General features: G+C 70.9%; 22 protein-coding genes. 13 read left to right on the top strand and 9 right to left on the bottom strand.

Features of this window, described 5'->3' with window-relative positions:
• Positions 1-161: 161 nt before the first annotated feature.
• Positions 162-2498, top strand: coding sequence for a DUF4344 domain-containing metallopeptidase (locus VGB24_RS15690; protein WP_331073895.1), 2337 nt, complete (start codon positions 162-164; stop codon positions 2496-2498).
• Between the two features lie 72 nt (positions 2499-2570).
• Here the strand turns inward: VGB24_RS15690 and VGB24_RS15685 are convergent, their stop codons facing one another.
• From VGB24_RS15685 to VGB24_RS15665, 5 genes are all read right to left on the bottom strand, one after another.
• Entirely contained in the window at positions 2571-3182 is a 612-nt protein-coding gene (locus tag VGB24_RS15685; RefSeq protein ID WP_331073894.1) for a GntR family transcriptional regulator, read from the bottom strand.
• Positions 3183-3821: 639 nt separating this feature from the next.
• Positions 3822-4433, bottom strand: coding sequence for a pyridoxamine 5'-phosphate oxidase (gene pdxH, locus VGB24_RS15680; RefSeq protein ID WP_331073893.1), 612 nt, complete (start codon positions 4431-4433; stop codon positions 3822-3824).
• A gap of 6 nt (positions 4434-4439) precedes the next feature.
• Positions 4440-5084 carry a DUF2911 domain-containing protein gene (locus VGB24_RS15675; protein ID WP_331073892.1) on the bottom strand — a complete coding sequence of 215 codons (645 nt, stop codon included), beginning with the start codon at positions 5082-5084 and terminating at the stop codon, positions 4440-4442.
• 953 nt (positions 5085-6037) lie between these two features.
• Positions 6038-6589 (bottom strand): DUF402 domain-containing protein, encoded by a 552-nt coding sequence (locus VGB24_RS15670; RefSeq protein ID WP_331073891.1) that lies wholly within the window; start codon positions 6587-6589, stop codon positions 6038-6040.
• Positions 6579-8849 (bottom strand): NADP-dependent malic enzyme, encoded by a 2271-nt coding sequence (locus VGB24_RS15665; RefSeq protein WP_331073890.1) that lies wholly within the window; start codon positions 8847-8849, stop codon positions 6579-6581. The genes VGB24_RS15670 and VGB24_RS15665 overlap by 11 nt, the downstream gene beginning before the upstream one ends.
• Positions 8850-9152: 303 nt before the next feature.
• Between VGB24_RS15665 and VGB24_RS15660 the strand changes: the two genes are divergently transcribed.
• Together VGB24_RS15660 and VGB24_RS15655 are read left to right on the top strand one after the other, a co-directional pair.
• Positions 9153-10343, top strand: a complete 1191-nt coding sequence (locus tag VGB24_RS15660) for a S8 family peptidase (RefSeq protein WP_331073889.1) — start codon at positions 9153-9155, stop codon at positions 10341-10343.
• A 219-nt stretch (positions 10344-10562) separates the two neighbouring features.
• On the top strand, positions 10563-11720 hold the full coding sequence (locus tag VGB24_RS15655; protein ID WP_331073888.1) for a S8 family peptidase: 1158 nt from the start codon (positions 10563-10565) through the stop codon (positions 11718-11720).
• A gap of 91 nt (positions 11721-11811) precedes the next feature.
• On the opposite strand, the gene VGB24_RS15650 is transcribed toward VGB24_RS15655, so the two are convergent.
• Entirely contained in the window at positions 11812-12300 is a 489-nt protein-coding gene (locus VGB24_RS15650) for a hypothetical protein (protein WP_331073887.1), read from the bottom strand.
• 100 nt (positions 12301-12400) lie between these two features.
• Positions 12401-13927, bottom strand: coding sequence for a sigma-54 interaction domain-containing protein (locus VGB24_RS15645; RefSeq protein WP_331073886.1), 1527 nt, complete (start codon positions 13925-13927; stop codon positions 12401-12403).
• A 247-nt stretch (positions 13928-14174) separates the two neighbouring features.
• Between VGB24_RS15645 and VGB24_RS15640 the strand changes: the two genes are divergently transcribed.
• The 5 genes from VGB24_RS15640 to VGB24_RS15620 are packed head-to-tail and all read left to right on the top strand — an operon-like array spanning position 14175 to position 19269.
• Complete coding sequence (locus VGB24_RS15640; protein ID WP_331073885.1) at positions 14175-15464, top strand: OprO/OprP family phosphate-selective porin; 1290 nt, start codon at positions 14175-14177, stop codon at positions 15462-15464.
• Between the two features lie 29 nt (positions 15465-15493).
• Complete coding sequence (locus VGB24_RS15635) at positions 15494-16522, top strand: sulfate ABC transporter substrate-binding protein (RefSeq protein WP_331073884.1); 1029 nt, start codon at positions 15494-15496, stop codon at positions 16520-16522.
• Entirely contained in the window at positions 16519-17349 is an 831-nt protein-coding gene (locus VGB24_RS15630; RefSeq protein WP_331073883.1) for an ABC transporter permease, read from the top strand. Before VGB24_RS15635 ends, VGB24_RS15630 begins: the two co-directional genes overlap by 4 nt.
• Positions 17342-18241 carry a sulfate ABC transporter permease subunit gene (locus VGB24_RS15625; protein WP_331073882.1) on the top strand — a complete coding sequence of 300 codons (900 nt, stop codon included), beginning with the start codon at positions 17342-17344 and terminating at the stop codon, positions 18239-18241. The genes VGB24_RS15630 and VGB24_RS15625 overlap by 8 nt, the downstream gene beginning before the upstream one ends.
• A complete protein-coding gene (locus tag VGB24_RS15620; protein ID WP_331073881.1) occupies positions 18238-19269 on the top strand; it encodes a sulfate/molybdate ABC transporter ATP-binding protein in 1032 nt (343 codons plus the stop codon). The genes VGB24_RS15625 and VGB24_RS15620 overlap by 4 nt, the downstream gene beginning before the upstream one ends.
• 69 nt (positions 19270-19338) lie before the next feature.
• Here the strand turns inward: VGB24_RS15620 and VGB24_RS15615 are convergent, their stop codons facing one another.
• The gene (locus VGB24_RS15615; protein WP_331073880.1) at positions 19339-20739 is read right to left on the bottom strand and encodes a M23 family metallopeptidase; all 1401 of its coding nucleotides are present in this window, start codon (positions 20737-20739) and stop codon (positions 19339-19341) included.
• Between the two features lie 300 nt (positions 20740-21039).
• Complete coding sequence (locus tag VGB24_RS15610; RefSeq protein ID WP_349263927.1) at positions 21040-22047, bottom strand: aldo/keto reductase; 1008 nt, start codon at positions 22045-22047, stop codon at positions 21040-21042.
• A gap of 235 nt (positions 22048-22282) precedes the next feature.
• On the opposite strand from VGB24_RS15610, the gene VGB24_RS15605 reads away from it, so the two are divergent.
• From VGB24_RS15605 to VGB24_RS15585, 5 genes are all read left to right on the top strand, one after another.
• A complete protein-coding gene (locus VGB24_RS15605) occupies positions 22283-22924 on the top strand; it encodes a hypothetical protein (RefSeq protein ID WP_331073878.1) in 642 nt (213 codons plus the stop codon).
• Between the two features lie 104 nt (positions 22925-23028).
• Positions 23029-23376: a CidA/LrgA family protein gene (locus VGB24_RS15600; protein WP_331073877.1), complete on the top strand. Its 348-nt coding sequence runs from the start codon at positions 23029-23031 to the stop codon at positions 23374-23376.
• Positions 23369-24076, top strand: coding sequence for an LrgB family protein (locus VGB24_RS15595; RefSeq protein WP_331073876.1), 708 nt, complete (start codon positions 23369-23371; stop codon positions 24074-24076). The genes VGB24_RS15600 and VGB24_RS15595 overlap by 8 nt, the downstream gene beginning before the upstream one ends.
• A 283-nt stretch (positions 24077-24359) precedes the next feature.
• On the top strand, positions 24360-24683 hold the full coding sequence (locus VGB24_RS15590) for a hypothetical protein (RefSeq protein WP_331073875.1): 324 nt from the start codon (positions 24360-24362) through the stop codon (positions 24681-24683).
• A 393-nt stretch (positions 24684-25076) separates the two neighbouring features.
• Positions 25077-26077, top strand: a 1001-nt coding sequence (locus tag VGB24_RS15585) for an Hsp70 family protein (protein WP_331073874.1), incomplete at its 3' end; no start/stop codon positions are given.

The following is a 26077-nucleotide window of genomic DNA, read 5'->3' as shown; positions in this document are numbered from 1 at the left end:
GACGCGGCGGCGGAACCATTTATATTGCACCCCGGTAGGACCAGACGGGCCCCGGGCGCCGATCCCCTCGCGCGCCCGTCCTTTCTCTCCCTGCACTTCCCGCGGGACTGCGTTCGCACCCCACTCTCCCGCTGAACACCCACCTTCGTGCATTCACCGGAATGATGAACCGCACATCCGCTCCGCTGCTGGGCGCCGTCCTGGCGGCCCTCGTGGCATCGTCGCCCGCCGGCGCGCAGCAGGCCATCCGCGCCGGCCAGACCGTCAACGGCTCGCTGGCGGCGTCGGACCCCAAGCTCGACGACGACTCGCACTTCGACCTGTACGTCTACCGCGGCCGGGCCGGCGAGCGCATCACCATCAGCATGAATTCCACCGCCTTCGACGCCATTCTGGCCGGCGGCCCCACCATCCAGGCCGGCCGGGTGCAGACGGTGGACATGGACGACGACGGCGGCGGCGGCACCAACGCCCGCATGGTGGCCACGGTGCCCGCGAGCGGCGTCTACTACTTCCACGCCAACTCGCTTTCCGGCGGGGAGACCGGCGCCTACACCCTCTCGGTGCAGGCCGGCGGCGCCCCCGCGCCCAACCCCGAGCCCACGCCCACCCCCACCCCGCGCCGCACCGGCGGGCAGGCGCAGCCGGGCACCATCCGCTCCGGGCAGACGGTGAACGGACAGCTCACCGCGTCGGACCCCAAGCTGGGCGACGATTCGCACTACGACCTGTACACGTACCAGGGAACGCCGGGCGAGGACATCGAGATCACCATGACGTCCGCGGCGTTCGACGCCTACCTGGGCGGCGGTCCCGGCGCGAACGAAGCGATCCAGGGCACCGACACCGACGACGACGGGGGCGGCGGAACCGACGCGCGGCTGCGTGTGGAGGTGCCCGCCAGCGGGCGCTACGTGATCCGCGCCAACTCGCTGCGTGGCGACGTGACCGGTGCGTACACCCTGTCGGTGCAGCCGGCCGGGCGCGTGGTGCGCCGCCGCCGCCGCAACGAGCCGCAGCAGGCCGCGGGGAGCTACCCGGCCGTGCGCATCGGCCAGACGGTCAGCGGGCGGCTGGAAGCGTCGGACCCCAAGCTGGACGACGGCTCGCACTACGACGTGTTCACCTACTCCGGCAACCCGGGCGACGAGATCGCCATCACCCTCACCTCCACCTCGTTCGACCCGTACCTGACCCTGGCCCGCATGTCCGGCGGCGACGTGGAGCGGGTGGCGCAGGACGACGACAGCGGACCGGGGAACAACGCGCAGGTGCGGGCGACGCTCGACCAGAGCGGCACGTACGTGATCATGGCCAACTCGTTCGGCGCCGACGAGACGGGGCCGTACTCGCTGATCGTGCAGCGCGCCGATCAGGTGCCCACCAGCCAGGAGCGCGGCAGCGCGTCGGGAATGGCTTCGCTGCAGGCGGGGCAGCCGGTGACGGGGCGGCTGGAGCGCAGCGATCCCATGCTTTCCGACAGCTCGTACGCCGACAACTTCCTCTACCGCGGCACGCCCGGCGAAGAGGTGCTGGTGACCATGCGCTCGTCGGACTTCGACGCCTTCCTCACCGTCGCGTCCACGGACGGCGAGGACGTGAGCGACGTGCGCCACGACGACGACGGCGGCGGGGGCACCAACTCGCAGCTTCGCGTGCGGGTGAACGAGAACGGACTGTACCTGGTGCGGGCCAACTCGGTGGCCCCGCGCACCACCGGCTCGTACACGCTGACGGTGGAGCGGGCGCCCGCCCAGGCCAGCAACAACGGCGGGAACACCCCGGGGCAGGGCAGCAACCGCTCGCAGCTGACGGGCAAGTGGGTGGCCGGCTACCCGGCCGTCCGCAACCCGCAGTACAACACCATGCGCGAGCAGGTGCAGGCCGAGCAGCGGATGGAAGCGTTCGCCCAGCAGCTGAACGCCAACTTCCCGCTCCCCCGCAACGTTCCGCTGCTGTTCAGCGAGTGCGGCGACCCCAACGCCTTCTACAGCCCCAGCGAAGGCCGGGTGACGTTCTGCTACGAGATGATCGAGTACCTGAACGCCATCTTCAGCCAGGCCACGAACAACGCCGACGAGCTGCGCGAGAAGATGGACGGGGCGTTCGCCTTCATCATGATGCACGAGGTGGGGCACGCCCTGCGGCACCAGCTGGACCTGCCGGTGACCGGGCGCGAAGAGGACGCCGCCGACCAGTTGGCCGCCCTGGTGCTGCTGCAGGACGGCGACAAGGGTGCCAACGCGGCCGTCGCCGGCGCGCTGGCCCTGCAGACGGGCAACCAGTTCGACGATTCCGACTACGCCGACGAGCACTCGCTGGGGCCGCAGCGCCTGTACAACATCGTCTGCTGGATCTACGGCTCGGACCCGCAGAAGTACCAGCACTGGGTGACGAACGGCCTGCTCCCGCAGTCGCGCGCGGTGCGCTGCCCGGCGGAGTACGAGCAGATGGCCAAGGCCTGGACGCGCCTGCTGGGAATGCACTACGACAACTGACGGCGCACGCCGCCCGAAAACGCGAAAGGCCCGCGGCAACCGCCGCGGGCCTTTCGTTCGTCCATGTCCGGCTCACTCGCCGTCGTCGCGCAGCCAGCCGAGCAGGCTTTCCATCGAGAACCGCCAGTTGCTTTCCAGCAGCGGCACCGCGTCGTCGATCTCGCCGGCCACGACGTGGGCGACGATCTGCTCGTGGGTGCGGGTGGACACGGGAATGAACCCCGCGTTCAGCATGTACGCGTACTCGTAGCGGCGGATCACCCGCTTCATGGCGTCGATGGTGCCCAGCAGGTACTCGTTGCCGCAGGTTTCCAGGAGCGTGCGGTGCCATCGCGCATCCAGGTCGATGCGGCGTTCCGGGTCGTCCTCGCCCTCCAGCTGGGCGTTGATTTCGGCCAGCGCCGCGCGCCGCGCGTCCGTCAGCGGCGCGGCCGTCCGCAGGGCAAGCACCTCCAGCGTCCACAGCACGGGGTACACGTCGCGCACCTCGGCTTGAGAAAGCGGCTTCACGAAGAAGCCGCGGCCCACGTCGGCCATCAGGAAGCCCTCGCGCTCCAGCCGGAGCAGCGCCTCGCGAATGGGCGTGCGGCTCACGGCCAGCTCACGAGCCAGGGCCGTGTCGCTGATCCGCGCCGATGCCTTCAGCTCGTCGCGCAGAATGCGCTCGATGATCGCGTGGTGCACCTGGTCGCGGAGCGGAACCCGGGTAATCGCGCGCCCGTTTCCGTGTGCCGCCTCTGAGGGCTGTAGCAGTGCCATGGGCTTTCTGAGAGATGATACATGCTGGCGCCACAGGATCGCAGCAGACGGGCGGGCGCGCAACCCATGACAGGAGAGGGCATGGAGGGGACCGCGGCAGCCACTCTGGAGTGTCCGATGCTTTATTGACCCGAAAGGTTTACCGCTCCGGCCGAAGCCCACGAACGGTGACATCCCGATGGAGCGGCCACACCGAACCTGCGATTCCACCGTGCTCCGCAGCGACTGAGGGATCCGCCACACACTCCGCGAGAGGCGCCGCCGCTGTCTACCTGCCGATTCACCGGCGGGTTCCACGCTGCTCGCGATCCCGCGGGAAACAACGGGATCGGTGCGTCCGAAGTTTCGGTGCGAGCCCCGGCTGTGTGGCGGATCCCTCGGTCGCTGCCGTCCATCGTGCCGGGGGTGGTTACCGGTGGCCGCTCCGTCGGGATGACATTCGGTGCGCATCCCGCCCGAGTTGGTGCACGTCGTCGCGCCGCCACTCCCATCAAAAAACAACACACCCTCGCCACATAGCGTGGCGAGGGTGCTAAGGCGTGCTGGAACTGCAGCCGCTCGGACCTACGGATACAGGTGCTGCACGCGCCACAGCTGCGGGTCGGCCAGGTCCAGGTCGAAGCGCTCGCGCTCGTGAAGCCGGTTGGGGCGGCCCTGCCAGAACTCGATGCGCGAGGGGATCACCCGGAATCCGGACCAGTGCGGCGGCCGCGGAATGTCGTCGCCCGTGAACCGCGCCTCGTACTCCTGCACGCCGGCCATCAGGTCCTGATACGAGCCCAGCGGCTGGCTTTGCAGCGACGCCCACGCGCCGATGCGGCTGCCGCGGGCGCGCGACGCGTAGTACTCGTCGGCCTCGGCGGCGGAGACGGGCTCCACGCGCCCCTCGATGCGCACCTGCAGCTCCAGCGGCTGCCAGAAGAAGCAGAGCGCGGCGTGGGCGTTTTCCGCCAGCTCGCGCCCTTTGCGGCTTTCCAGGTTGGTGTAGAAGACGAAGCCGTCCTCGTCGAAGCCCTTCAGCAGCACCATCCGCACGGACGGGTGCCCCTGGGGGTTGGCCGTGGCGAGCGCCATGGCCGTGGGCTCCGGCACCTGGGCCGCCAACGCGCGCTCCATCCACTCCGCGAAGCGGCGAAAGGGCTCGGCGCGCTCCGCCGTCCTGCGTTCCGACTCCATCCGCCGCTACCGTGCGCCGCCGTTGACGATCTCGATGGGCACCCAGGCCCGCGTGTTCTCCCACTCCATCGCCAGGTTCACGCGGTTGCCGCCCGGGTCTGCGTTCAGCGAGATGGTGAACTGCTCCACCGGCGCGGACGTGCGGCCCACCTGCATGGGGATGCGGGCCAGGTCCTGCGCCTGCTGGTACACGGTGCCCCACTGCCCCGTCTGGCGGCTGACGATCAGCTGCCACGCGTTCTCGCCGGGGAGCGTGTAGAGCGTGTAGGTGCCCGCCGGAACCGACACGTTCCCGATGCGCAGATCGTGCTGCGTTACCAGGTGCGTGGCCTGGTTGGCGCCCGTGCGCCACACCTGCCCATAGGGCACCAGCCCGCCCATGACGGTACGCCCGCGCATGTACGGCCGGCCGTAGTCCACCATGATGCGCCGCTCGGCGAAAACGATCTCGGCCGTGTCGCGCGGGCTGGCGGGCTGCTGCGCCGTCGCCGGTCTCGCGGCCGGCGTTGTGGAGGCCGCGGGCTGAGCCGGGGCGGCCTGTGCGGGCGTCTGCTCGGGCGGTGCCGGCTGCTGCTGGCCGGCGCAGGCGGCCAGCGACGCGGCGAGCACCAGGGCCAGCGCGGCGGGGTTCGGGCTAAAGATACGGGTCATGCCGACAGCCTCTCGTGTGAGCGGTTCCATTCGATCGAAGGATTGTACCGGCGTGCGGCCCCGCCCGGCAAGCCACGGTCCCGCCGTCGCAGGGTGGCTTCGCGCACACCGCACCAGCCGAAGCACGCGCTGTCATCCCGACGGAGCGGCCACGATGCACCTGCCCTTACACCATCCCTGGCAGCGACCGAGGGATCCGCCACACACCCGGGGGAGCATCGGGGAATCCCGCGGCGCCCCCCATCCAGGGGCGGGTGAACCCGCCGCTGGAAGCGCGGAAAGCCCCGACACCGGCCGCTGGCGCGTCCGGTTCGAGGCTTCACCTGCACGCACGCCGCACCCACCCAGCGCGCGCATCATTCGGGTGCACCTTGCAGCGGCTTCTTCGCCCGCCCGAACGAGCCGAGGCGCTCGGGCTGGGTGACCGCTGCCGCGCCCTAGTTTGTAGGTAGCCGCGGCGAGATCCCTTCGCCCCCCGTGGTGACGTGTGCGGGAGAGTGCGGTGCGCCTGGGCCTCAGGATGACAGCTCGGCAGGTACGGTGGGCGTGTGGTTGAAGCCCCGAACGGGACGCGCCAGCGGCCCGTGTCGGGGCTTACCGCTTTCCGAGCGGCGGGTTCACCCGCTCACGACGGAGCCGAGGCCTTGGGCTCGGTGACCGCTGCCGCGCCCGAGTTTGTACGTGTCCGCGGCTAGATCCTTCGGCCCGCGACGGAGGTGCTGCGGGCCAGTGCGGCGCGCCTGGGCCTCAGGATGACACGGTTTGGTGTGCGGGGGAGTATGCGGTGCGGATGGGCCTCAGGGATGACAGATGCGTGACTCCGGGAATGTTGATACACCATCGGCGGCGCACGGCACTGACTCCCTTCCCCCGCGGCAGTTTGCGGGGGAAGGGTTGGGGATGGGGGGCGCCGGCCCGCGCGCCGAAGTTCGAGTTTCCTCGCGGACACGTGTTCAGCCGAGTTGCGCTCGCGCCCGCTCGAGCGTCCACTCGTCCACGTGCGCCGGGGGCCACGCGCCCTGCCGCGCCCCCTGCACCAGCCGCTCGCCCTCGGTGAACGCGCGCTCCCCCACGGCGGGCGTCAGCAGCCCGGCGCTCACCGCCTCGTCGAACTCGTCGCGGTCCAGCAGCTGGATCTCGCCATCCGCCCCGCGCCACACGTCCAGGTACAGGTCCGTCGTATCCCAGCGGGTGCCGTCCATCTCCACCGGCGTCAGCACGTTGGCGTACACGCCGGTGAACGTGCCATCCGCCAGGTGAAAGCGCCCCACGTCGTGCCACACGTCGCCCCGGTAGGTGAACCAGACCACCGGCGCGCCCGGCTCCAGCACCACCCGCCCCTCCACCATCACCGGCTTCTTCAGCTGCGCCGCGGGGAGGTAGGTGACGACGAAGAGGCCGGCGTCGTGCACGACGGCCTGCTCGAAGAGCTGCACCCGGTCCGGCGGGCGCGTGTAGTGGATGCGGACGGTGTCGCCCGGCGCGTACGCCGGATCAGGCGGCATCGTGCCGGCCGGCGTGCTCCTGCGCGTCCACCACGGCCAGCGCCGTCAGGTTCAGCACGTCGGCCGCCTCGCTCCCCCGCTGCAGCACGTGGATGGGGTGCGCCATCCCCAGCAGAATGGGCCCGAACGCCTCGGCGTTGCCCATGCGCCACATGAGCTTGTAGGCGATGTTGGCCGCGTCCAGGTTGGGAAAGATCAACACGTTCGGACGACCACGGAGCGAGGTGAACGGGTAGTTCGCCAGGCGGAACTCGTCCATCGTCGCGGTGTCGGCCTGCATCTCGCCGTCGATCTCCAGCCCCGGCCGGCGCTGCTTCACCAGCTCCGTCGCCACGCGCACCTTGTCGGACGCCGGCCCGCGGGCCGAGCCGAAGTTGGAGTACGAGAGCATCGCCACCCGCGGCTCGATCCCCAGCCGGCGCACGAAATCGGCCGAGAGCAGGGCGATGTCGGCCAGGGTCTGCGCGTCGGGATCGGGGTTTACGGTGGTGTCGGCGAAGAACACCACGTCCTGCTGCATCACCATCATGTACAGGCCCGCTACCCGCCGCACCCCCGGCGCCGTGCCGATGGTTTCCAGCGCGGGGCGGATGGTTTCCGGGTAGTACATGTCCTCGCCCGCCAGCAGCGCGTCGGCGTCGCCCTCCATCACCATCATGCAGCCGAAGAACACCGGCTCGTGCATCCGCTCGCGGGCCTGCGCCAGCGTGACGCCCTTGCGCTGGCGGCGCCGGTACAGCTGCTGGGCGTACCGCTCGCGAAGCGCCTCGTCGTGGCGGAAGTCGACGATCTCCGCCCCCTCGATGTCCACCCCCAGCTCGATCGCGCGCTGGCGGATGGCGTCGGCGCGGCCCAGCAGGACGGGGCGGGCCACCTGCTCCGCCAGCACCAGGGCGCAGGCGCGGATGATCCGCTCGTTCTCGCCCTCCGGATAGACGACGCGGCGCGGGTCGCGGCGCGCGCGGCGCATGATGTCGCGCATCACCTCGCGGCCGCGGCCCAGGCGCGCGATCAGCTCCGCGCGGTACTGCTCCAGGTCGATGGTCAGCCGCGCCACGCCCGTTTCCATCGCCGCCTGCGCCACGGCGGGCGCCACCCACAACATGATGCGCGGATCGAAGGGCTTGGGGATCAGGTAGTCGGCCCCGAAGCGGAAGCGCTCGCCGCCGTACGCCTTTTCCACCGCCTCGGGCACGTCGCGCCGCGCCAGCTCGGCCAGGGCGCGGGTGGCGGCCATCTTCATCTCGTCGTTGATGGCGCGGGCGCGCACGTCCAGCGCGCCCCGGAAGATGAAGGGAAAGCCCAGGACGTTGTTGATCTGGTTGGGATAGTCCGTGCGCCCCGTGGCCACCATGGCGTCCGGCCGCACCGCCAGCACGTCTTCCGGAAGGATCTCTGGATCGGGGTTGGCCAGGGCGAAGACGATGGGCGCGTCCGCCATCCCCGCCACCATCTCGCGCGTCACCGCGCCGGCCACGGAAAGGCCCACGAACATGTCGGCGCCGCGCAGGGCGTCCTGCAGGGTGTGGAGGTCGCGCGTGGTGGCGAAGCGGGCCTTGTACTTGTCGAGGTTGCCCCGGTCGGCGCGGATGACGCCCTTGCTGTCGGTCATCGCGATGTTCTCGCGCCGCATGCCGAGGGAGAGGTACAGCTCGGCGGTGGCGATGGCTGCCGCGCCCGCGCCGCTGAAGACGCACTTCAGCTCCTCGATCTTCTTGCCGCTGATCTCCAGCGCGTTCAGCAGGGCCGCGCCGCTGATGACCGCCGTTCCGTGCTGGTCGTCGTGGAAGACGGGAATCTGCAGGCGGCGCTTGAGCTCTTCCTCGATATAGAAGCAGTCCGGCGCGCCGATGTCTTCCAGGTTGATGCCGCCCACGGTGGGCTCCAGCATCTCGCAGAAGCGGATGACCTCGTCGGCGTTCTTGCTGGCGACCTCGATGTCGAACACGTCGATGTCGGCGAAGCGCTTGAAGAGCACGCCCTTGCCCTCCATCACCGGCTTGGCCGCCAGCGGGCCGATGTCGCCCAGCCCCAGCACGGCGGTGCCGTTGGTGACCACGGCCACCAGGTTGCCGCGCGCCGTGTACCTGAACACGTCTTCGGGGTTCTGCGCGATGTCGCGGCACGGCTCCGCCACGCCGGGCGAGTACGCCAGCGACAGGTCGCGCTGGGTGCTGGCCGGCTTGGTGGGCACCACGGCGATCTTGCCGGGGCGGCCCTCGCTGTGGTAGTCCAGCGCGTCCTGCCTGCGAAACGACATCGGCTTCTGCTTCTCTCGAGTGGATCCGGCGGGGAGGGGTAGACTGGGACGGGGCCGGGGGAGTGTCAAGCGACCGGCGGGGAGCCAGGGTGGGGCGCAGATGTCCCAAAGATGCACCCGGGATGGGCCGATGCTGTCGGCGCAGAAATGTGGGGAGGTGCGGCGGGGCGGCTCCACGGCTGGCCCGGAGGGAAACCGGTGGGCGGGCGCGGCACGTGCACGCGATGAGCACCGCTCACCGGTCCGGCGCCCTTGCCGGGCCTCCGCCGCAGCTCCAAACGACGACGGCTGGAGAATGCTCCGATGAAATACGCCTTCCTCTCCCCCCTGCTGGTGATGGCCGCCTGCGCGGACCAGCCCTCCCTCCCCTCCGCCGCCCCGGCCAACGCTCCGCTCCGCTCCGTTTCGGCGGATGGCGGCTACATCGTGGTGCTGCGGGGCGGGGCAGACCCGCGCGCCGTGGCCGCCGCGGCCGGGGTGAATCCCCGCTTCGTCTACACCGCCGCCATCAACGGCTTCGCGGGCACGCTGAACGCCGGGCAGCTGAACGCCCTGCGCCGCAATCTCCGCGTGGAATACGTGGAGCCCGACGCGCCCGTGCAGCTGTTCACCACGCAGCTGGCCCCGCCCAGCTGGGGGCTGGACCGGATCGACCAGCGCGACCTGCCGCTGAGCGCGTCGTTCACCTACGGCTCCACCGGCAAGGGGGTGAACGCGTACGTGCTGGACACGGGGGTCAACAGCAAGCACACCGACCTGTATCCCCGCACGTCGTTCATCGCCAACGGCAGCAACGGCGACTTCGTGGGCGACGGCCACGGCAGCGCCGAAGACTGCCACGGCCACGGCAGCCACGTGGCGGGCACCATCGGCGGCACCACCCACGGCGTGGCCAAGAACGTGTGGATCTACGCGGGCCGGGTGGTGAACTGCACGGGTGGCGGCACCGCGTCGATGGCGATCGCGGGGATGGACTGGATCGCCCGCAACGGAAAGAAGCCGGCCGTGGTGAACATGAGCCTGGGTTACGGCAACGTGCAGTCGGTGCGCGACGCGGCCGAGCTGCTGGTGAAGGCCGGCTTTTTCGTGGCCGCCGCCGCCGGCAACGGCGACTTCGCGGGCACGCCGCAGAACGCCTGCTTCCAATCGCCGGCAGGCGCGCCCAGCGTGATGACGGTGGGCGCCACCACCAGCACCGACTACGAGTCGTCGTTCAGCAACTACGGCCGCTGCGTCGACATCCTGGCGCCCGGCAGCAGCATCACCTCGCTCGCCGTCGGCAGCTACACCGCCACCGGCGTGCGCAGCGGCACCTCGATGGCGGCGCCGCACGTGGCGGGGGTGGCCGCGCAGTACCTGTCCGCCGTCCCCACCGCGACCCCGTACGAGGTCACCACGAGGCTCGATTCCTACGCCACGGTCGACCGCATTCGCCTGCACTCGGCCAGCGTGTCCGGGGGCACGCCCAACCGGCTTCTGTTCACGCGCTTCTGAGCGGATCGCCCCGCTTCGGTGCACTCATTTGTTCCCGGGTGCACCGAAGCAGGGCGCCATCCGTTGCTGTGCAAAACACTCAAACACGCCTCGGGCAACGACTTGCGCGTTCGGAGGCGTGTGGCGCGATCGGTGCCTTACCGGGACCCGTTCACCACCACCGGCGCACCGCTCCATTCAGGAGCCCCCGCCCGAGAAGTTCTTCGAGGAGTCGTTTCCATGAAGCGCACCACGTTCGCTCTCGCCTCCCTGGTCGCCCTGGCGGCTTGCTCCGACGGGGAAACCCCCCTATCGGCCGACGCAGGCGCGCCGGTCCTTTCGCAGTCGGCCAGCGGCCGCTACGTGGTGGTGCTCAACGACGACGCCGACCCGCGCTCGGTGGCCGCCATCGCCGGGGTCAGCCCGCGCTACGTGTACACCGCGGCGCTCAAGGGCTTCGCCGGCACGCTGAACGCTGGCCAGCTGAACGCGCTGCAGAACAACCCGAACGTGCGCTACATCGAGGCCGACCTGCCCATGCAGGCTTCGACCATCCAGACCGGCGCCACCTGGGGCATCGACCGCATCGACCAGCGCTCGCTTCCCCTTTCCACCAGCTTCAGCTACACCAACACCGGCGCGGGCGTCAACGCCTACATCCTGGACACCGGCATCCGCCTGAGCCACACCGACTTCGCGGGCCGCGCGGTCTCGGGCTTCGACGCGGTGGACGGCGGCAGCGCCGACGACTGCAACGGGCACGGCACGCACGTGGCCGGCAGCGTCGGCGGCACGCTGTACGGCGTGGCCAAGGGCGTGAAGCTGGTGGCGGTGCGCGTGCTGGACTGCGCGGGCAGCGGCACCACCTCGGGGGTCGTCGCGGGCATCGACTGGGTCACCGCGAACCACGTGAAGCCGGCGACCGCCAACATGAGCCTGGGCGGCGGCGCGAGCACCGCCATCGACGACGCGGTGACTCGCTCCGTTGCCGCGGGCGTGTCGTACGGGGTGGCGGCCGGCAACGGCAACCGTGCCGGCCGTCAGGACGACGCGTGCAAGTACTCGCCCGCCCGCGTGCCGAGCGCCATCACGGTGGGCGCCACCACGTCGACCGACGCCAAGGCTTCGTACTCCAACTACGGCACCTGCGTCGACATCTTCGCGCCGGGCAGCAGCATCAAGTCGGCCTGGTACACGGGTGACACGGCGACGAACACCATCAGCGGCACCTCGATGGCCACCCCGCACGTGGTGGGCGTGATCTCGCTCTTCCTGCAGAGCAACCCGGGCGCCTCGCCGGCGGCCGTGGAAGCGGCGATCGAGGGCAACGCCACCGTCGGCAAGGTGACGTCGGCCGGCACCGGCTCGCCCAACCTGCTGCTCTTCACGGCGTACTGAGCCGCGAACGGTTCCAGCAGTCCTGAACGAGCGGAGCCCCGCCGGACCTTCGGGTCCGGCGGGGCTCCACGCGTCAGGTGGGCCGGCTGGCTCAGATCCCCAGAAACGACCCGATCGCGAACACCCGGGCCGGGCCCTCGCCGTCGCCGACGCGCCAGTAGTGGCCGATGGTGACGCCCAGGATCATTCCCACGGCGACCTCCGGCCCGATGTACGTCTGGTCCGCCCGAACGTCACCGTGGGGATCCCACGTACGGATCACGCTCACCTGCGCCCGCTGCGAGCCGAACCACACCGCTCCCATCCCCAGGGAGCCTCGCATGCCGTCCTGCCCCACCTCGGCGGTCAGCGTAGGGCCGGTGTAGCCCAGCAGGTTTGGCCGGGCCAGCATGACGGCGCCGTAGATGGAGCCGCCCAGCGGAGCCCCGTAGCGCAGCCCCCCGAAGAGACGGGGCTTCGTCTTGCTGCTGGTCGTGTCGGCCGGTTCCGGCGCCGGCGTTTCCGTGTCCTGCGCGCGGAGTGGGGCGGCACACAGGACCAGGCCCAGGAGGAGCGCGCAGCGGAGGAGAGGCGGAGTCATCGATGTCCGATCCTGTGGGCGGCGGATGGATGGCGGGGCGTCAGGTGCGGCAGGGATCCGCCGCAACGTAGGCGCGGGAAGGCCGCACCTGCAAGCATCGTCATGCGGGGCGGAAGCGCGACCAGTGGATGCCCAGCTTTCGCATGCGCGCCCGCAGCGTGTGGGGGTTCAGCCCCAGGAGCGCGGCGGCGCCGGAGGGGCCCTCGATGCGCCCGTTCACCTTTTCCAGCGCGGCCTCGATGTGCCGCGCCATCGCCGCGTCCAGCGTCTGGAACTCCTCGCCCGGTGGCGCCGCTTCGGTTGCTCCGGGGCGATTCTCCGTCGTCGCGGCGACGCTCGAGGCCGCGGGCCCCAGCGCGGCGGCGATCTCCAGCTGGTGGCCGTTGCCCAGGATCACGGCGCGCTCGATGACCGCCGCCAGCTCGCGCACGTTGCCGGGCCAGGAGTAGGCGATCAGCCGCTCCTGGTCCGCCGCCGTGGGCGCCAGCGGGTGGCCGCCCAGCCGCTGCCCGGCGCGCCAGGCAAAGTGCGCGGCCAGAACCGGGATGTCGGCCGGGCGCTCGCGCAGGGGCGGCAGGCGGATGGGAAACACGCTGATGCGGTACCACAGGTCTTCGCGAAACGTCCCCGCCTGCACCATCGTGTGAAGGTCGCGGTGCGTGGCGGTGACGATCCGCACGTCCACCGTGTGCGTCGTGCGTCCGCCCACCCGTTCGAAGCTGCCGTCCTGCAGCACGCGCAGCAGTCTCACCTGCGCTTCCAGCGGCAGCTCGCCGATCTCGTCCAGGAAGAGCGTTCCGCCGTCCGCGCGCTCGAACCACCCCGCCCGGTCGGCCACCGCCCCCGTGAAGCTTCCTCGCTCGTGCCCAAAGAGCTCGGAGTCGATGAGCCCCGGCGGAATGGCGCCGCAGTTCACGCGCACCACCGGCCCGCGCGCCCGCGCCGACTGCCGGTGGATCTCGCGGGCGATCACCTCCTTGCCCGTCCCCGTCTCCCCCAGCAGCAGCACGGGGGCGTCCGTTCCCGCCACCTGTGCCACGCGGTCCACCACCGCGCGCAGCCCGCCGTCCGCCCCCACGATGGCGTCGGCGATCTCCTGCCGGCCCAGGCGCGAGAGGAGCGCGCGGTTGTCGGCCTCGGCCGCCTCGCGCAGGCGGGTGAGCTCGTGAAGCTGAATGTCGCTGCGCAGCGCGGACGACACCGGGTCCAGCACCTGTGCGAACAGCTCCGCGTGGGCCGGGCGGAACGCGGGGCCCACCGCCACCAGCGCGCCGATCACCTGCTCGCCGTCCAGCAGCGGCCCGGCCAGAACCTCCCCCCGCGCCTCGCCCGCGGCCAGGACGCCGGCCAGCCCCTGCGGCCCCGAACGCAGCACCTCGCGGGCGTGCGCCCACGAGACCAGCGCGTGGAACTGCGACTTCGACAGCTCCGTCCGCGTGCGCCCCGGCGGCGCCCCGCCGGGCGCCCCCGCGGCCACCGTCTCCAGCCGCAGCCGTTCGGCATCGAGCCGTCGGATCAGGAGCGCCTGCAGCGGCATCTCGTCCGCCAGCCTCCGCGCGATCCGCTCCACCGTCTCTTCCAGCGAGGCGTGCCTTCCCGCCTCGCGCCACACATCCACCAGCAGCATCCTGGTCCCATTCCCATCAAATGTGACGGCAGATCTTCTCGTACTCGGGAAATATGCTGGCTTATCCGGCAAATGTCACGGGCGGAGATCCTCCCGTGGATGCGGGATTTCTCCATCCACCTGTTCGGCAAAGACTTGCGGATCCTGAGCAGGTGCGGCACGCCGGGTGCCTTGGAGGGGCTCGTCTCTGCTCCGCTCCGGCCCGCAGTCCGCAGGTCCGCAGCCTTCCCGCTCCGAGCTCACGTCAGTGCTCTACATCGACAAGTGTCTCGTTGCCGCCACGCTGCTGGCGGCCACGGCGGGCGCGCGCCTGGACGGCCAGGCGGCCCCCGCGCGCCCCGACACTACGCCGCGCCCCGCGCCCCCCACCGTGACGGCGGGCGAGGACGGCTTCGGCTTTCGCTCGGGCGACGGCGCATTCACCCTGCGCGTGCGCGGCGGCGTGCAGTACGACGGCCGCTTCTTCGCCGACGACACGGCGGGCGCGGCCGTGAACACCTTCCAGGTGCGCCGCGCGCGCGCCGACTTCCAGGGCATGATGTACAGCCGCTACGAGTACCGGCTGTACCTGGACGTGGCCAACAGCCAGATGGAGCTGCTGGACGCCTACGTCGACGCCCGGGTGACGCCCGCGCTGCGCGTGCGCGCCGGCAAGTTCAAGATTCCCATGGGGCTGGAGCGGCTGCAGACGCCCTGGGTGGTGCTGTTCCCCGAACGCGGCTTTCCCACCGCGCTGGTGCCCAACCGCGACGTGGGGCTGCAGGTGCACGGCGTTCTCGGCGGCGGAGCGCTGGAGTACGCGGCCGGCATCTTCAACGGGGTGACGGACGGCGCCAACCAGGACGTGGACGCGTCCGATGCCAAGGACGTGGTCGGGCGCGTGTTCGTGCACCCCTTCCGCACGACGGCGGGGCCGCTCAGGGGGCTGGGGCTGGGGATCGCGGCGAGCACCGGGAGCCAGCAGGGCACCAGCGCCGCGCCCCTGCTGCCGTCGTTCCGCACGCCCGGCCGCGAGATCTTCTTCCGCTACCGCACGGACGGCACCGCGGCCAACACCGCCATCGCCGACGGCGGGCGCACGCGCCTGGCGCCGCAGGGCTACTGGTACTGGGGCCCCGTCGGCGTGCTGGGCGAGTACACCGTCAGCCGCCAGCGCGTGAGGCGCGACGCCACCGAGGCGGAGCTGAAGAGCACGGCTTGGCAGGTGGAGGGCGCCTATGCGCTCACCGGCGAGGCCGAGTCGTACCGCGGCATCACCCCGCCGCGCCCGGGCCCGGGCGGCGCCGGGCGTGGCGCGGTGGAGCTGGTGGCCCGCGCGCAGCAGCTGACGGTGGACGACGACGCCTTCCCCCTGCTGGCGGATCCCGCGCGCTCCATGCGCGCGGCGACCTCCTACGGCGCCGGCGTGAACTGGTACCTGAACCGCGCCGTGCGCGTCCTGCTCGCGTACGAGCACACCACCTTCGATCCCTTCGGCACCGCCGCCGCGCGCCCGGCCGAGAACGCCGTCATCGGGCGCATGCAGGTGGCGTTCTGATCGTGAATCATCACTCACATACGAATCCCATGAAGCGAGTTTCGATCGCCGCCGCGCTCCTGCTGGCGGCCGCGTGCGGCGATGGCGGCGGCAGCCCCGGGGGCGCCCCCAGGGCCCCGGCGGTGCGCACCCTGGTGCTGGGCGCCTACACCACGCCGCGCGAGGTGTACGGGCGCGAGATCATCCCCGCGTTCCAGCGGCACTGGAAGGCGAAGACGGGGCAGGAGGTGAAGTTCCAGGAAAGCTACCTGGGGAGCGGCGCCCAGTCGCGCGCCGTCATCGGCGGCTTCGAGGCCGACGTGGTGGCGCTCTCGCTGGAGCCCGACGTCCAGAAGATCGCCGACGCGGGGCTCATCACCCGCGACTGGAAAACCGGCCCCGCGGGCGGAATGGTGTCGCGCTCCGTCGTCGTCCTGGGCGTACGCCCCGGCAACCCCAAGGCGATCCGCGACTGGGACGACCTTCGCCGCGACGGCGTGCAGGTGCTCACCCCCAGCCCGCGCACCAGCGGCGGCGCCATGTGGAACATCGCGGCGCTGTACGGCGCCGTGTCGCGCCGCCGGGCCGGCGGCGGCGCGCAGCCCGAGGCCGTGCTGCGCGACGTGCTGGGCCACGTGTCCATCATGGACAAGGGTGCGCGCGAGTCCATGCTCACCTTCGAGGGCGGCGTGGGCGACGTGGCCATCACCTACGAGAACGAGGTGCTGGTGGCGCGGCAGGCGGGGAAGGCGATGGACTACGTGATCCCCAGCTCCACCATCCTCATCGAGAACCCCGTCGCGATCGTGGACGAGTACGTGGAGAAGCACGGCACCCGCGACGTGGCCGAGGCGTTCGTCGCCTTCCTGCAGACGCCCGAGGTGCAGCGGATGTACGCCCGCTACGGCCTGCGTGCCATCGACCAGAACGTCGCGCGAGAGACGGCGGCGCAGTATCCGGCCGTTCCGGACCTGTTCACCATCGCCGACCTGGGCGGCTGGCCGGCGGTGACGAAGAGCATCTTCGACAAGGGCGCCCTCTTCGACCGCGCCTCGGCCGGCGTGAGGTCCGCGCAGTGAGTGCCGGCTCGCCCGTGCTGCGGCCCGGGCGCGGCGGCGTCGCGGTACGATCGGTGTTCATCGTCGCCATCGGGCTGCTGGTGGCGGTGCCGCTGGCGGCGGTGGTGGCGCGCGGGGCCAGCGCGGGGTTCGGCGGCGTGTGGGAGGCCGTGAGCGCCCCCGCCGCGGCCGACGCGGTGCTGCGGACGCTGTGGACCGCCGCGCTCGTCGCCGCGCTGAACGCGGTGATGGGAACGGCGACGGCGTGGCTGCTGGTGCGCCACCGCTTTCCGGGGCGCGAAACGCTGGACGCCATCGTCGACCTGCCCTTCGCCGTGCCCACGCTGGTCGCGGGGCTGATGCTGGTGATCCTCTTCGGCCCGCAGGAGCCGGCCGGCGCGGCGCTGGCCGGGTGGGGAATCCCCATCGCCTACGCCAGCCCGGGAATCGTGCTGGCGCTGGCCTTCGTGACCCTGCCGTTCGTGGTGCGCGCCGTGGAGCCGGTGCTGCGCGAGCTGGACCCGGCGGAGGAGGAGGCCGCGGAAACGCTGGGCGCGGGGCGCTGGACCGTCTTCCGGCGCGTGACCCTTCCCGCGCTGGTTCCCGCGATCGCGTACGGAACGGTGCAGTCGTTCGCGCGCGGGCTGGCGGAGTTCGGCTCCATCATCGTCGTCTCGGGCAACATCCCCTTCCGCTCGCTCACCGCGCCGGTGCTGGTGTTCGGCGAGGTCGAGGCGGGACGCACGGCCGAAGCGTCCGCCATCTCGCTCGTGCTGCTGGTGCTGGCGCTGGCCCTGGCCGTCGTGGCGCACGGGCTTCGCCGGCGCGCGGGAGGCACCGGTGGCTGACGCGACAGTCAGCGAAACGCGGGCTCCATGGCTGCCGCCCGCCGACGACGGCCCCATCCTGGCGCCGCCCCCGGCGCGGCGACGCACTCGGCGCGTCCCGCTGGGCACGGTGCTCCTTTTCGCCGCGGTGATCGGCTACCTGGCGCTGGTGCTCGTCGGGCCGCTGGCCGCGCTCGCCGTCCGCGCGCTGGAGACCGGGCCCGGCCCCGTGCTGCGCGCCGTCACCTCGCCCGAGGCGCTGTCCGGGCTCTGGCACTCGCTGGTCATCGTCGTGGTCACCCTGGTGGTGAACGGCACGCTGGGGGTGGCCGGCGCCATCGTCCTGGTGCGCCATCGCTTCGTCGGCCGGCGCGTGCTGGACCTGCTGGTGGACCTGCCGCTCGCCGTCTCTCCCGTGATGGTGGGGCTGGCCTTCCTCCTGGTTTTCGGGCGGGGGGGATGGCTTTACCCGGCCATCGACGTCATGGGGTTCCAGGTGGCGTTCGCCTTTCCCGGCATCCTGCTGGTGACGCTGTTCGTGACCCTGCCGTACACGCTGCGCGAGGTGGCGTACGTGCTCGACGAGCTGGGGACGGCCGAGGAAGAGGTGGCCGCCACCCTGGGCGCCTCGCCCTGGCAGACCTTCCGGCGGGTGACGCTTCCCAACGTGTCTCATGCCGCGCGGTTGGGATTGACGCTCACCGGCGCCCGCGCGCTGGGCGAGTTCGGCGCGGCCGTCGTGGTGGGCGGCGCCATCAGCGGCCGCACGCAAACGGCCACCACCTTCATCTATGCCGCGCTGGAGGAGCGCAACCCCGCGGGCGGGTTCGGGATGGCGCTCCTCCTGGCGCTGCTCAGCCTGGGGCTGCTGCTGCTGCTCCGCCGGCTCAAGACCCGCCAGGAGCACGCATGAGCATCCAGGTACGCAACCTTACGAAGCACTTCACGGGATTCACGGCGGTGGACGACGTGAGCTTCGACGTGAACCCCGGCGAGCTGGTGGCGCTGCTGGGACCGTCCGGTGGCGGAAAGAGCACGCTGCTGCGCATCATCGCCGGGCTGGAAGAGGCCGATGCGGGAACCGTGAGCCTGGACGGCGAGGCGGTGGACCACCTTCACGCCCGGGCCCGCCGCGTGGGCTTCGTCTTTCAGCACTACGCCCTCTTCCGCCACATGACGGTGGCGCAGAACATCGGCTTTGGGCTGGAGGTGGCCGGCGTGGCCCCGGCCGAGCGGCAGGCGCGCGTGGAGGAGCTGCTGCGGCTGATGGGGCTGGGGGGGCTGGGGGGACGGCGGCCGAGCGAGCTTTCCGGCGGGCAGCGGCAGCGCGTTGCCCTGGCCCGCGCGCTGGCCCCGCGCCCGCGCCTGCTGCTGCTGGACGAGCCCTTTGCCGCCATCGACGCCAAGGTGCGCGAGGAGCTGCGCCAGTGGCTGCGCGCGCTTCACGACGAGGTGCACGTCACCTCGCTCTTCGTGACGCACGACCAGCAGGAGGCGTTCGCGCTGGCGGACCGCGTGCTGGTGATCAACCAGGGCCGGCTGGAGCAGGCGGGCACCCCGGCGCAGATCCTGGATTCGCCCGCGACGGAGTTCGTCGCCCGCTTCGTGGGCGAGGTGAACGTGCTGGATGGGGTGATGCACCAGGACCACGCGCACGTCGGCGAGCTGCGCGTGCCCCTGCAGCACCCGCCCGCCGGCCGCGGCGTACGCCTGGTGATCCGGGCATACGACCTGAAGTTCTGGGCGGCGGACGACGGGCCGGCCACGGTGCGCCGCGTGCTCCCGCTGGGCGACCGCGTGAAGGTGGAGGCGCAGATCCACGGCGCCGGGCCGGTGTTCGCGCAGTTTCCCCGCCGCAGCAGCCTGCTGGAAGGCATCGAGCCCGGCACGCGCATCGCCATCGAGGTCACCCACGCCCGGGCGTATCCGCGCGCCGCGTGAGCTTCGGACGGATACGGAAGGAGCCCCGCCGGATGCGGTCCGGCGGGGCTCCTTCGTCTTCGTGGACCGTCAGCCGCGCATCCAGCGGCCGTGGTAGAAGCGGGTGTAGAACTTGGCGCCGGTGCTGTCCTTTACGTCGAACTGCCCGTCGCCGTTCCCGTAGATGTCGCCCGGGTCGTTCGCCCGGCAGCTGACGCAGCGCAGCCGGGTGGGCCACACGGTGTTGCCGCCGTACGGCTGGCCGTTGTACGTCAGCGACTCGCCGTAGGCCACGCGCGAGTGCACGTGCTCGTCCCACGGCCCGCCCGTCTTCCCCGCGTAGCCGATGATGGTGTTCATCCCCACGGTGGCGCCCCAGGTGATCCCCGACGCCACGCTGGTCAGGTGCGCCATCAGCGCGCGGTAGCTGCCGTTCCGCACCACCACGTAGTTGCCCAGCGTGTAGTAGCCTTCGCTGTCGTAGTAGTCCCACCCGGCCCACTCAACCGTGCCCTTGATGGCGGAATACACGTTCGCATTCTTGTGCGCCGGCCAGTCGTTGGCGTAGAACTGGTTCAGCAGGTACGGCTCGCACTTGCGGATGTGGTAGTTCTGCCCCCACCAGCTTCCGTAGTTGCCGCTCATGGCGCTCCACCCCGGATCGCCCGGCCGCATGTTGTAGTAGGTGCCGGAATAGGTGGTCGTGTAGCCGCTGTAGAACCTGTTGGTGGCGTCCCACACCGTCTGCCAGAAGAACCCGCTCGGCTGGCCGAACTCGCACGCGGCGGCGCTCACCTGCGGCGCCGGCGCGGTGGAAAAGCGCGGCTCGCCTCCCTGCTCCGCCACCATCGCCACACGCTCCGCCCGCAGCTGCTCGTTGATCGCCCGCTGCCCGGCATCCGGCTCCGCGCGCATCGCCTGCCGCACGGGGACGAGGCCCAAGGCCGCGATCGGCTTGCGCGGCGCCTGCAGCCGCACGTTGCGCAGCACCCCCAAGGCGCGCTCGTCCAGCCCCGGCTGCTCCGTCCACAGCCCGATGCGGTACACGCGCTCGCCGTCCGCCACGTAGACCAGGGTGTACGGGTCCGTCCCGGGCAGCCCGCTCACCGCCACGCCGCGCAGCCCGTGGCCCACGGCCACCTCGGTGCGCGTCAGCGGAAACTGCGGGTACTTCGCCATCAGCGCGCTCACCAACTCGCCGATCTGCTCCGGCCGCGCCTCGTACGCCAGGGCGATGCGCGCAACGGGCGACCGCTCGTGCCCGTTCTGCTGGGGGCCCGCGGGATCGAAGAGCGCGAACCCGTAGGTGTTGAAGAGCACCGGGTCCTGCACCACCCGCCAGTCGGTGGGAACGGCGATGGACACGCCCGCGGCCTCGTCGCGGACGGTCTTCGTCGCGACGGCGGATTCGGGATCGGCGGCGGTGGGGGATTGGTCCCCGCAGGCGGACGCGAGCAGCGCCACCGCGACGAGGGCGAGCGGACGTTTCATGGGGCTCCGAACGTGAGGGAAAGAAAGGAGTGTTGGGGAGAGCACTTCCGCCGCCGCATGGATGATACCATCAGAGTACGTGATGTCGGATTCTGGATGTCCGTCCCCGCCGATGCTGGATCGTCCGTCACCGCGAAGCGGGCGCGGAGACGGACGATTCAGCGCGGATATCACTACGAGCCGGTCGCGTCCCACGTAGCTGGAAAGGTACAGGTCCACGAGCCCATCGCCGTTAAAGAGATGGAAAACGCCGGCCAGGCGCGAGTGCCTGGCCGGCCGTACCGCGGACGCGAAAGTGGATCAGCGCCGCACGTTGCGCATCCCGCCCTCCGGATAGCGTTCGCCAGCGGCGGCGCCCGCGGGGAAGACGGAATCGATCCGCCGCAGGTCATCCTCCGAGAGCCGCACGTGGGCGGCGGCCGCGTTCTGCTCCAGGTACTTCACGTGCTTGGTCCCGGGGATGGGCACCACGTCCTGCCCCTGCGCCATCACCCACGCCAGCGCCAGCTGCGACGGGGTGGCGCCCTTCTCCGTGGCGATCACCTCCACTTCGCGCACCAGGTCCAGGTTCTTCTGGAAGTTCTCGCCCTGGAAGCGCGGCTGGTTGCGCCGGTAGTCGTCTTCGGGCAGGTCCTCGAACTTCGTGAAGCGGCCGGTCAGGAAGCCGCGCCCCAGCGGGCTGTACGCCACGAACCCGATCCCCAGCTCGCGCACCGTGTCGAGCACGCCGTCTGTCTCCACGTCGCGCGTCCACAGCGACCACTCGGTCTGCAGGGCGGCGATGGGATGAACGGCGTGGGCGCGGCGGATGGTTTCCGGCGCCGCCTCGCTGAGTCCCAGGTGGCGCACCTTGCCGGCCGACACCAGCTCCGCCATCGCCCCCACCGTCCCCTCGATCGCCCCCACCGTCTCCTCGATCGGCACCCGCGGGTCCACGCGGTGCTGGTAGTAAAGGTCGATGTGGTCCACACCCAGCCGCTGCAGCGAGGCGTCGCACGCCCGGCGCACGTACTCCGCGTCGCCGCGGATGCCCAGGAAGGCGCCCTCTTCCGAGCGCTCGTTGCCGAACTTGGTGGCCAGCACCACCTCATCGCGCCGTCCCCGGATGGCCCGGCCCACCAGCCGCTCGTTGGTGAACGGGCCGTACATGTCGGCGGTGTCCAGGAACGTGATCCCCATGTCGAGCGCACGGTGGATGGTCGCGAGGGACTCGGCCTCGCTTCCGCCGGAGTAGAAGTCGCTCATTCCCATGCAGCCCAGCCCCATCTCCGAAACCACCAGCCCCTGCCCCAGCGTACGCGTCCTCATCATTCGCCTCTTCCTCCCGGTCCATCGCCTCGCCCGCCCGAGTGGAGGGCGCCGAAGGGCCGGGGGGTGCATCAAGGATCAGGCCCCTTCCGCCCGCTGCCGACGTCCAACCATACGCGTGCGCCGATCCATGCCGCGTGGACGACACCCGTCCGAATCAACTGGATACCTGACTCGTAGCAGGCGCGCAGGTTGCTTCTACTCTGCCCGAACCCGCCCTCGCAGCCCGAAGACCATGCCCGATCTGCGCGTCGTAGAAGCGTCGCCCCTGCGCTACCTGCTCTCCGTCCCCGACGGCGCGTCCGACGGCCCTCGCCCGGTTCTCTGCTTCCTCCACGGGTACGACGAGGCCGCGCCCACGGAGATCATCGAAGGCGTAACCCGCCACGGGCCGCTCAGGCCGGGGAACGAGGGGGCGGCCACGCACGCGATGATCGTCGTGGCACCGCAACTGCCGGCGGCGGGCGACATATGGCGCCGCTACGCCGACGTGGTGCACGACATCGTGAGCCGGGTGCAGGCGGAGCACGGGGGCGATCCGGCGCGCACGTACCTGACGGGGTTCAGCTTCGGCGGGAACGGCGTGTTCGACCTGGCGCTCTGCCAGCCGGGGTTCTGGGCCGCGCTCTGGCCGGTGGATCCTACGCGCGTGCCGGGTGGCGATCCCGGGCTCCCGGTGTGGATGTCGTCGGGCGAGGTGTCGCGGCGCGGCGAGGGGCGGTTCATCGAGCGGCTGAACCTGGCCCTCGAGACGGACCCGCCCGGCGACCGCGTGTACGTGGACCAGGAGATGGACCACGTGGGCACGGCGACGCTCGCCTATCAGGACGAGCGCATCTACTCCTGGCTTCTCGCGCAACGGAACCCAGGCACCTGACCCGCGCCGGTCGTCCCCCATCCCGACCCGCCACCGCTTGCCGCGGGCCCGGCCGCGCCCGAGCTTCACCGGATCGCATCCCGCCCCGCCGCCGAACCCTGCCCATGTGGCGCTATCCGCTCAGCTTCCTGGTCCTGCTCGCGTTCCTGTTCGCGGGAGACGCACTGGCCCACGCCGCGCGCCTGCCGCTCCCCGGGAGCGTGCTGGGGATGCTGCTGCTGGCGGGCAGCCTGCGCCTGGGGTGGATCAGGCCGGCACACGTGCAGCCCGCGGCCGAGCTGCTGGTGCGCCACATGGCTCAGCTGTTCGTACCCGCGGGCGTGGGGCTGATGACGTACTTTGGCCTGCTCGGGCGGGAGTGGCTGCCCATCGTCGCCGCCAGCGTCGGTAGCACGGTGGCGGTGATGGTGGTGGTGGGATGGATGCAGCAGCGGCTGGAGCCCCATGCGTGACGCGGCCGCGATCGTCCTTTCCCTCGCCGCCACGCTCGCCGTCTACGCCGTCGCACGAGCCTTTCAGCGGCGGATCGGCTCCGTGGTCCTGCACCCGGTGCTGGTGTCGATCGTCGTCCTGATCGTCGCGCTCCGGATGCTCGGCATCCAGTACGAGGACTACGACCGCGGCGGGCGCGTGCTGACGTTCCTGCTGGGGCCGGCGGTGGTGGCGCTCGGGCTTCCGCTCTTTCGGCAGATGGAGGAGATCGGGCGCAAGCGCAGCGCGGTGCTGCTCACGCTGGTCGCCGGCAGCGCGGCCGGGGCGCTCACGGCCACCGTGGCAGCCGCGCTCCTCGGCGCCCCGGACGAGGTGATCCGCTCGCTCATCCCCCGCTCCGTGACGACCCCCATCGCCATCGGCATCGCGGGCCGGGTGGGCGGCCTCGCCGCGCTCTCCGCGGCCGTGTCCATCCTCACCGGCGTTCTGGGCGCGGTGATCGGCCCGCCGCTGCTGCGCGCCCTCGGCATCAACAGCCGCACCGCGTTCGGCCTGGCCCTGGGCGCGGCGGCGCACGGCGTGGGCACCGCCCGCGCCGCGGAGGAGGGCGACGCCGAGGCGGCGAGCGCGGGCCTTGCCATCGGACTGATGGGCGTATTCACCGCCGTCCTCGCGCCGCTCGTGGTCGTGGTCCTGCTACGCATCGGCTGGCTGGAGTAGGCAGACGCGGCTTGATCCGATCCGCGCCTAGGCACTCGGGCTTCGCCGCTCGATGTCTGGGCTCGTTCCCCACAATTGGGGAACCAGCCCCAAATCTGGGGGAGCGGCGGATCAAACGCAGACGCACGAGTCACCGCTTCCGCGCGATCTTTCTGAGCCGCTGCCGGCTTTATTCCAGGCGGAGCCAACGCGAGCCGCAGGGTGTCACGAAGCCGCTCCAAACCCTGCTGAAACAAGGGGCTGTACGGGAGCACACTCTGTCCATTATGCTGTTCGCGAGCCGATGCACCGGATCAGGTTCATCACCGACGTGAACGGATCGATGAAGGAACTGCCAGGCCCGAAAAAGGAACGACCGTGGGACAAGAAGTGGGTCGTCGAGGCACTAAACGTCGTTCCGGCGATTGGGACGGCTGTCGTGGCAGCGTTGATGGCCGCGGCCGACGCGAGCCGCCGCCCGTACTTCGGCATCCTGGCGGGCTTGGCCGCTACGCTTGGAATGGCGAGCATCGTGAAGGTCCTTCACGCCCGCGGTCCGAAAGAGCTGCAGAATCCCGTGTCGGTGGCGTGCGCTGGCATTTCTTCCTTTCTTCCAAAGGCGTACTGACGATGGCCAACGAGAAATCGGGACTGGCGGACGCGTTCGCCAATACGCGGATCGTGTCGAGGCCCGGGGCGGAGATCCGGGTAGAGCGGACCGAACTCACGGGAGTGCTCCGTGAGCGCCTGACCACGTCCGTCAGGAGCCTGGGCGACTCTTCATCGCCGCGAGCCACGGATGTGAAGTCGCGGATCTAGATCCCTGACGCGCGCTGGTCGCGAGGCGACTGCCAAGCGCGGCCAAAACGGCAGGAAAGCCGCCGCGATAGCAGGAAAAACCTGGAAAAACGTGGCATGTGCGTTGCCTTGTTCCCTGGCAGCGCTTGCGGGCGCCCCGGTGCTGGATGGCACCGCGCGGCGCCCTTGTTCGTCCCTGACACCCGAATCTGAAGGAGCACCCATGGCGAAGGTCATTGGGATCGATCTTGGAACCACCAACTCCGTGGTCGCCGTGATGGAAGGCGGCGACCCGGTGGTGATTCCCAACGCCGAGGGCGGCCGCACCACGCCGTCGGTCGTGGCGTTCACCAAGGACGGCGAGCGCCTCGTCGGCCAGGTGGCGCGCCGCCAGGCGATCACCAACCCCACCAACACGCTCTTCTCCATCAAGCGCTTCATGGGCCGCAAGGAGGCCGAGGTGAAGCAGGAGGAGAAGCTGGTTCCGTACAAGGTCACCGCGGGCCCCAACGGCCTGGCGCAGGTGGACGTGCCCAACGTGAGCAAGACGTTCACGCCGCCCGAGATCTCGGCGATGATCCTGCAGAAGATGAAGCAGACCGCCGAGGACTACCTGGGCCAGGGGGTCACGCAGGCCGTGATCACCGTGCCCGCGTACTTCAACGACGCCCAGCGGCAGGCCACCAAGGAGGCCGGCGAGATCGCGGGCTTCACCGTCTCCCGGATCGTCAACGAGCCCACGGCGGCCGCTCTGGCCTACGGGCTCGACAAGGGCTCCAAGGAGGAGACCGTTCTGGTCTTCGACCTCGGTGGCGGCACCTTCGACGTCTCGCTGCTCGAACTCGGCGAGGGCGTCATCGAGGTGAAGAGCACCAGCGGTGACAACCACCTCGGTGGTGACGACTGGGACCAGCGGATCATCGACCACCTGGTCAAGACGTTCCGCGGACAGCACGGCATCGACCTGTCGCAGGACAAGATGGCCCTGCAGCGTCTCTACGAGGCCGCGGAGAAGGCCAAGATCGAGCTGTCCAGCGCACAGGAGACCCAGATCAACCTGCCGTTCATCACGGCGGACGCCTCGGGCCCGAAGCACCTCGACCTGCGCCTGACGCGCTCGAAGCTGACCGAGCTGGTGTCCGACCTGCTCGACCGCGTGGTCCCGCCGGTCCGCCAGGCGATGGACGACGCCAAGGACAAGGGCGTCAAGGAGATCGACCACAT

Origin of the sequence: Longimicrobium sp., from assembly GCF_036399935.1 — a bacterium.
Lineage (GTDB): Bacteria > Gemmatimonadota > Gemmatimonadetes > Longimicrobiales > Longimicrobiaceae > Longimicrobium.
The sequence above is the reverse complement of the archived record's forward strand: the minus strand, read 5'-3'. Positions and strand labels throughout refer to the sequence as shown.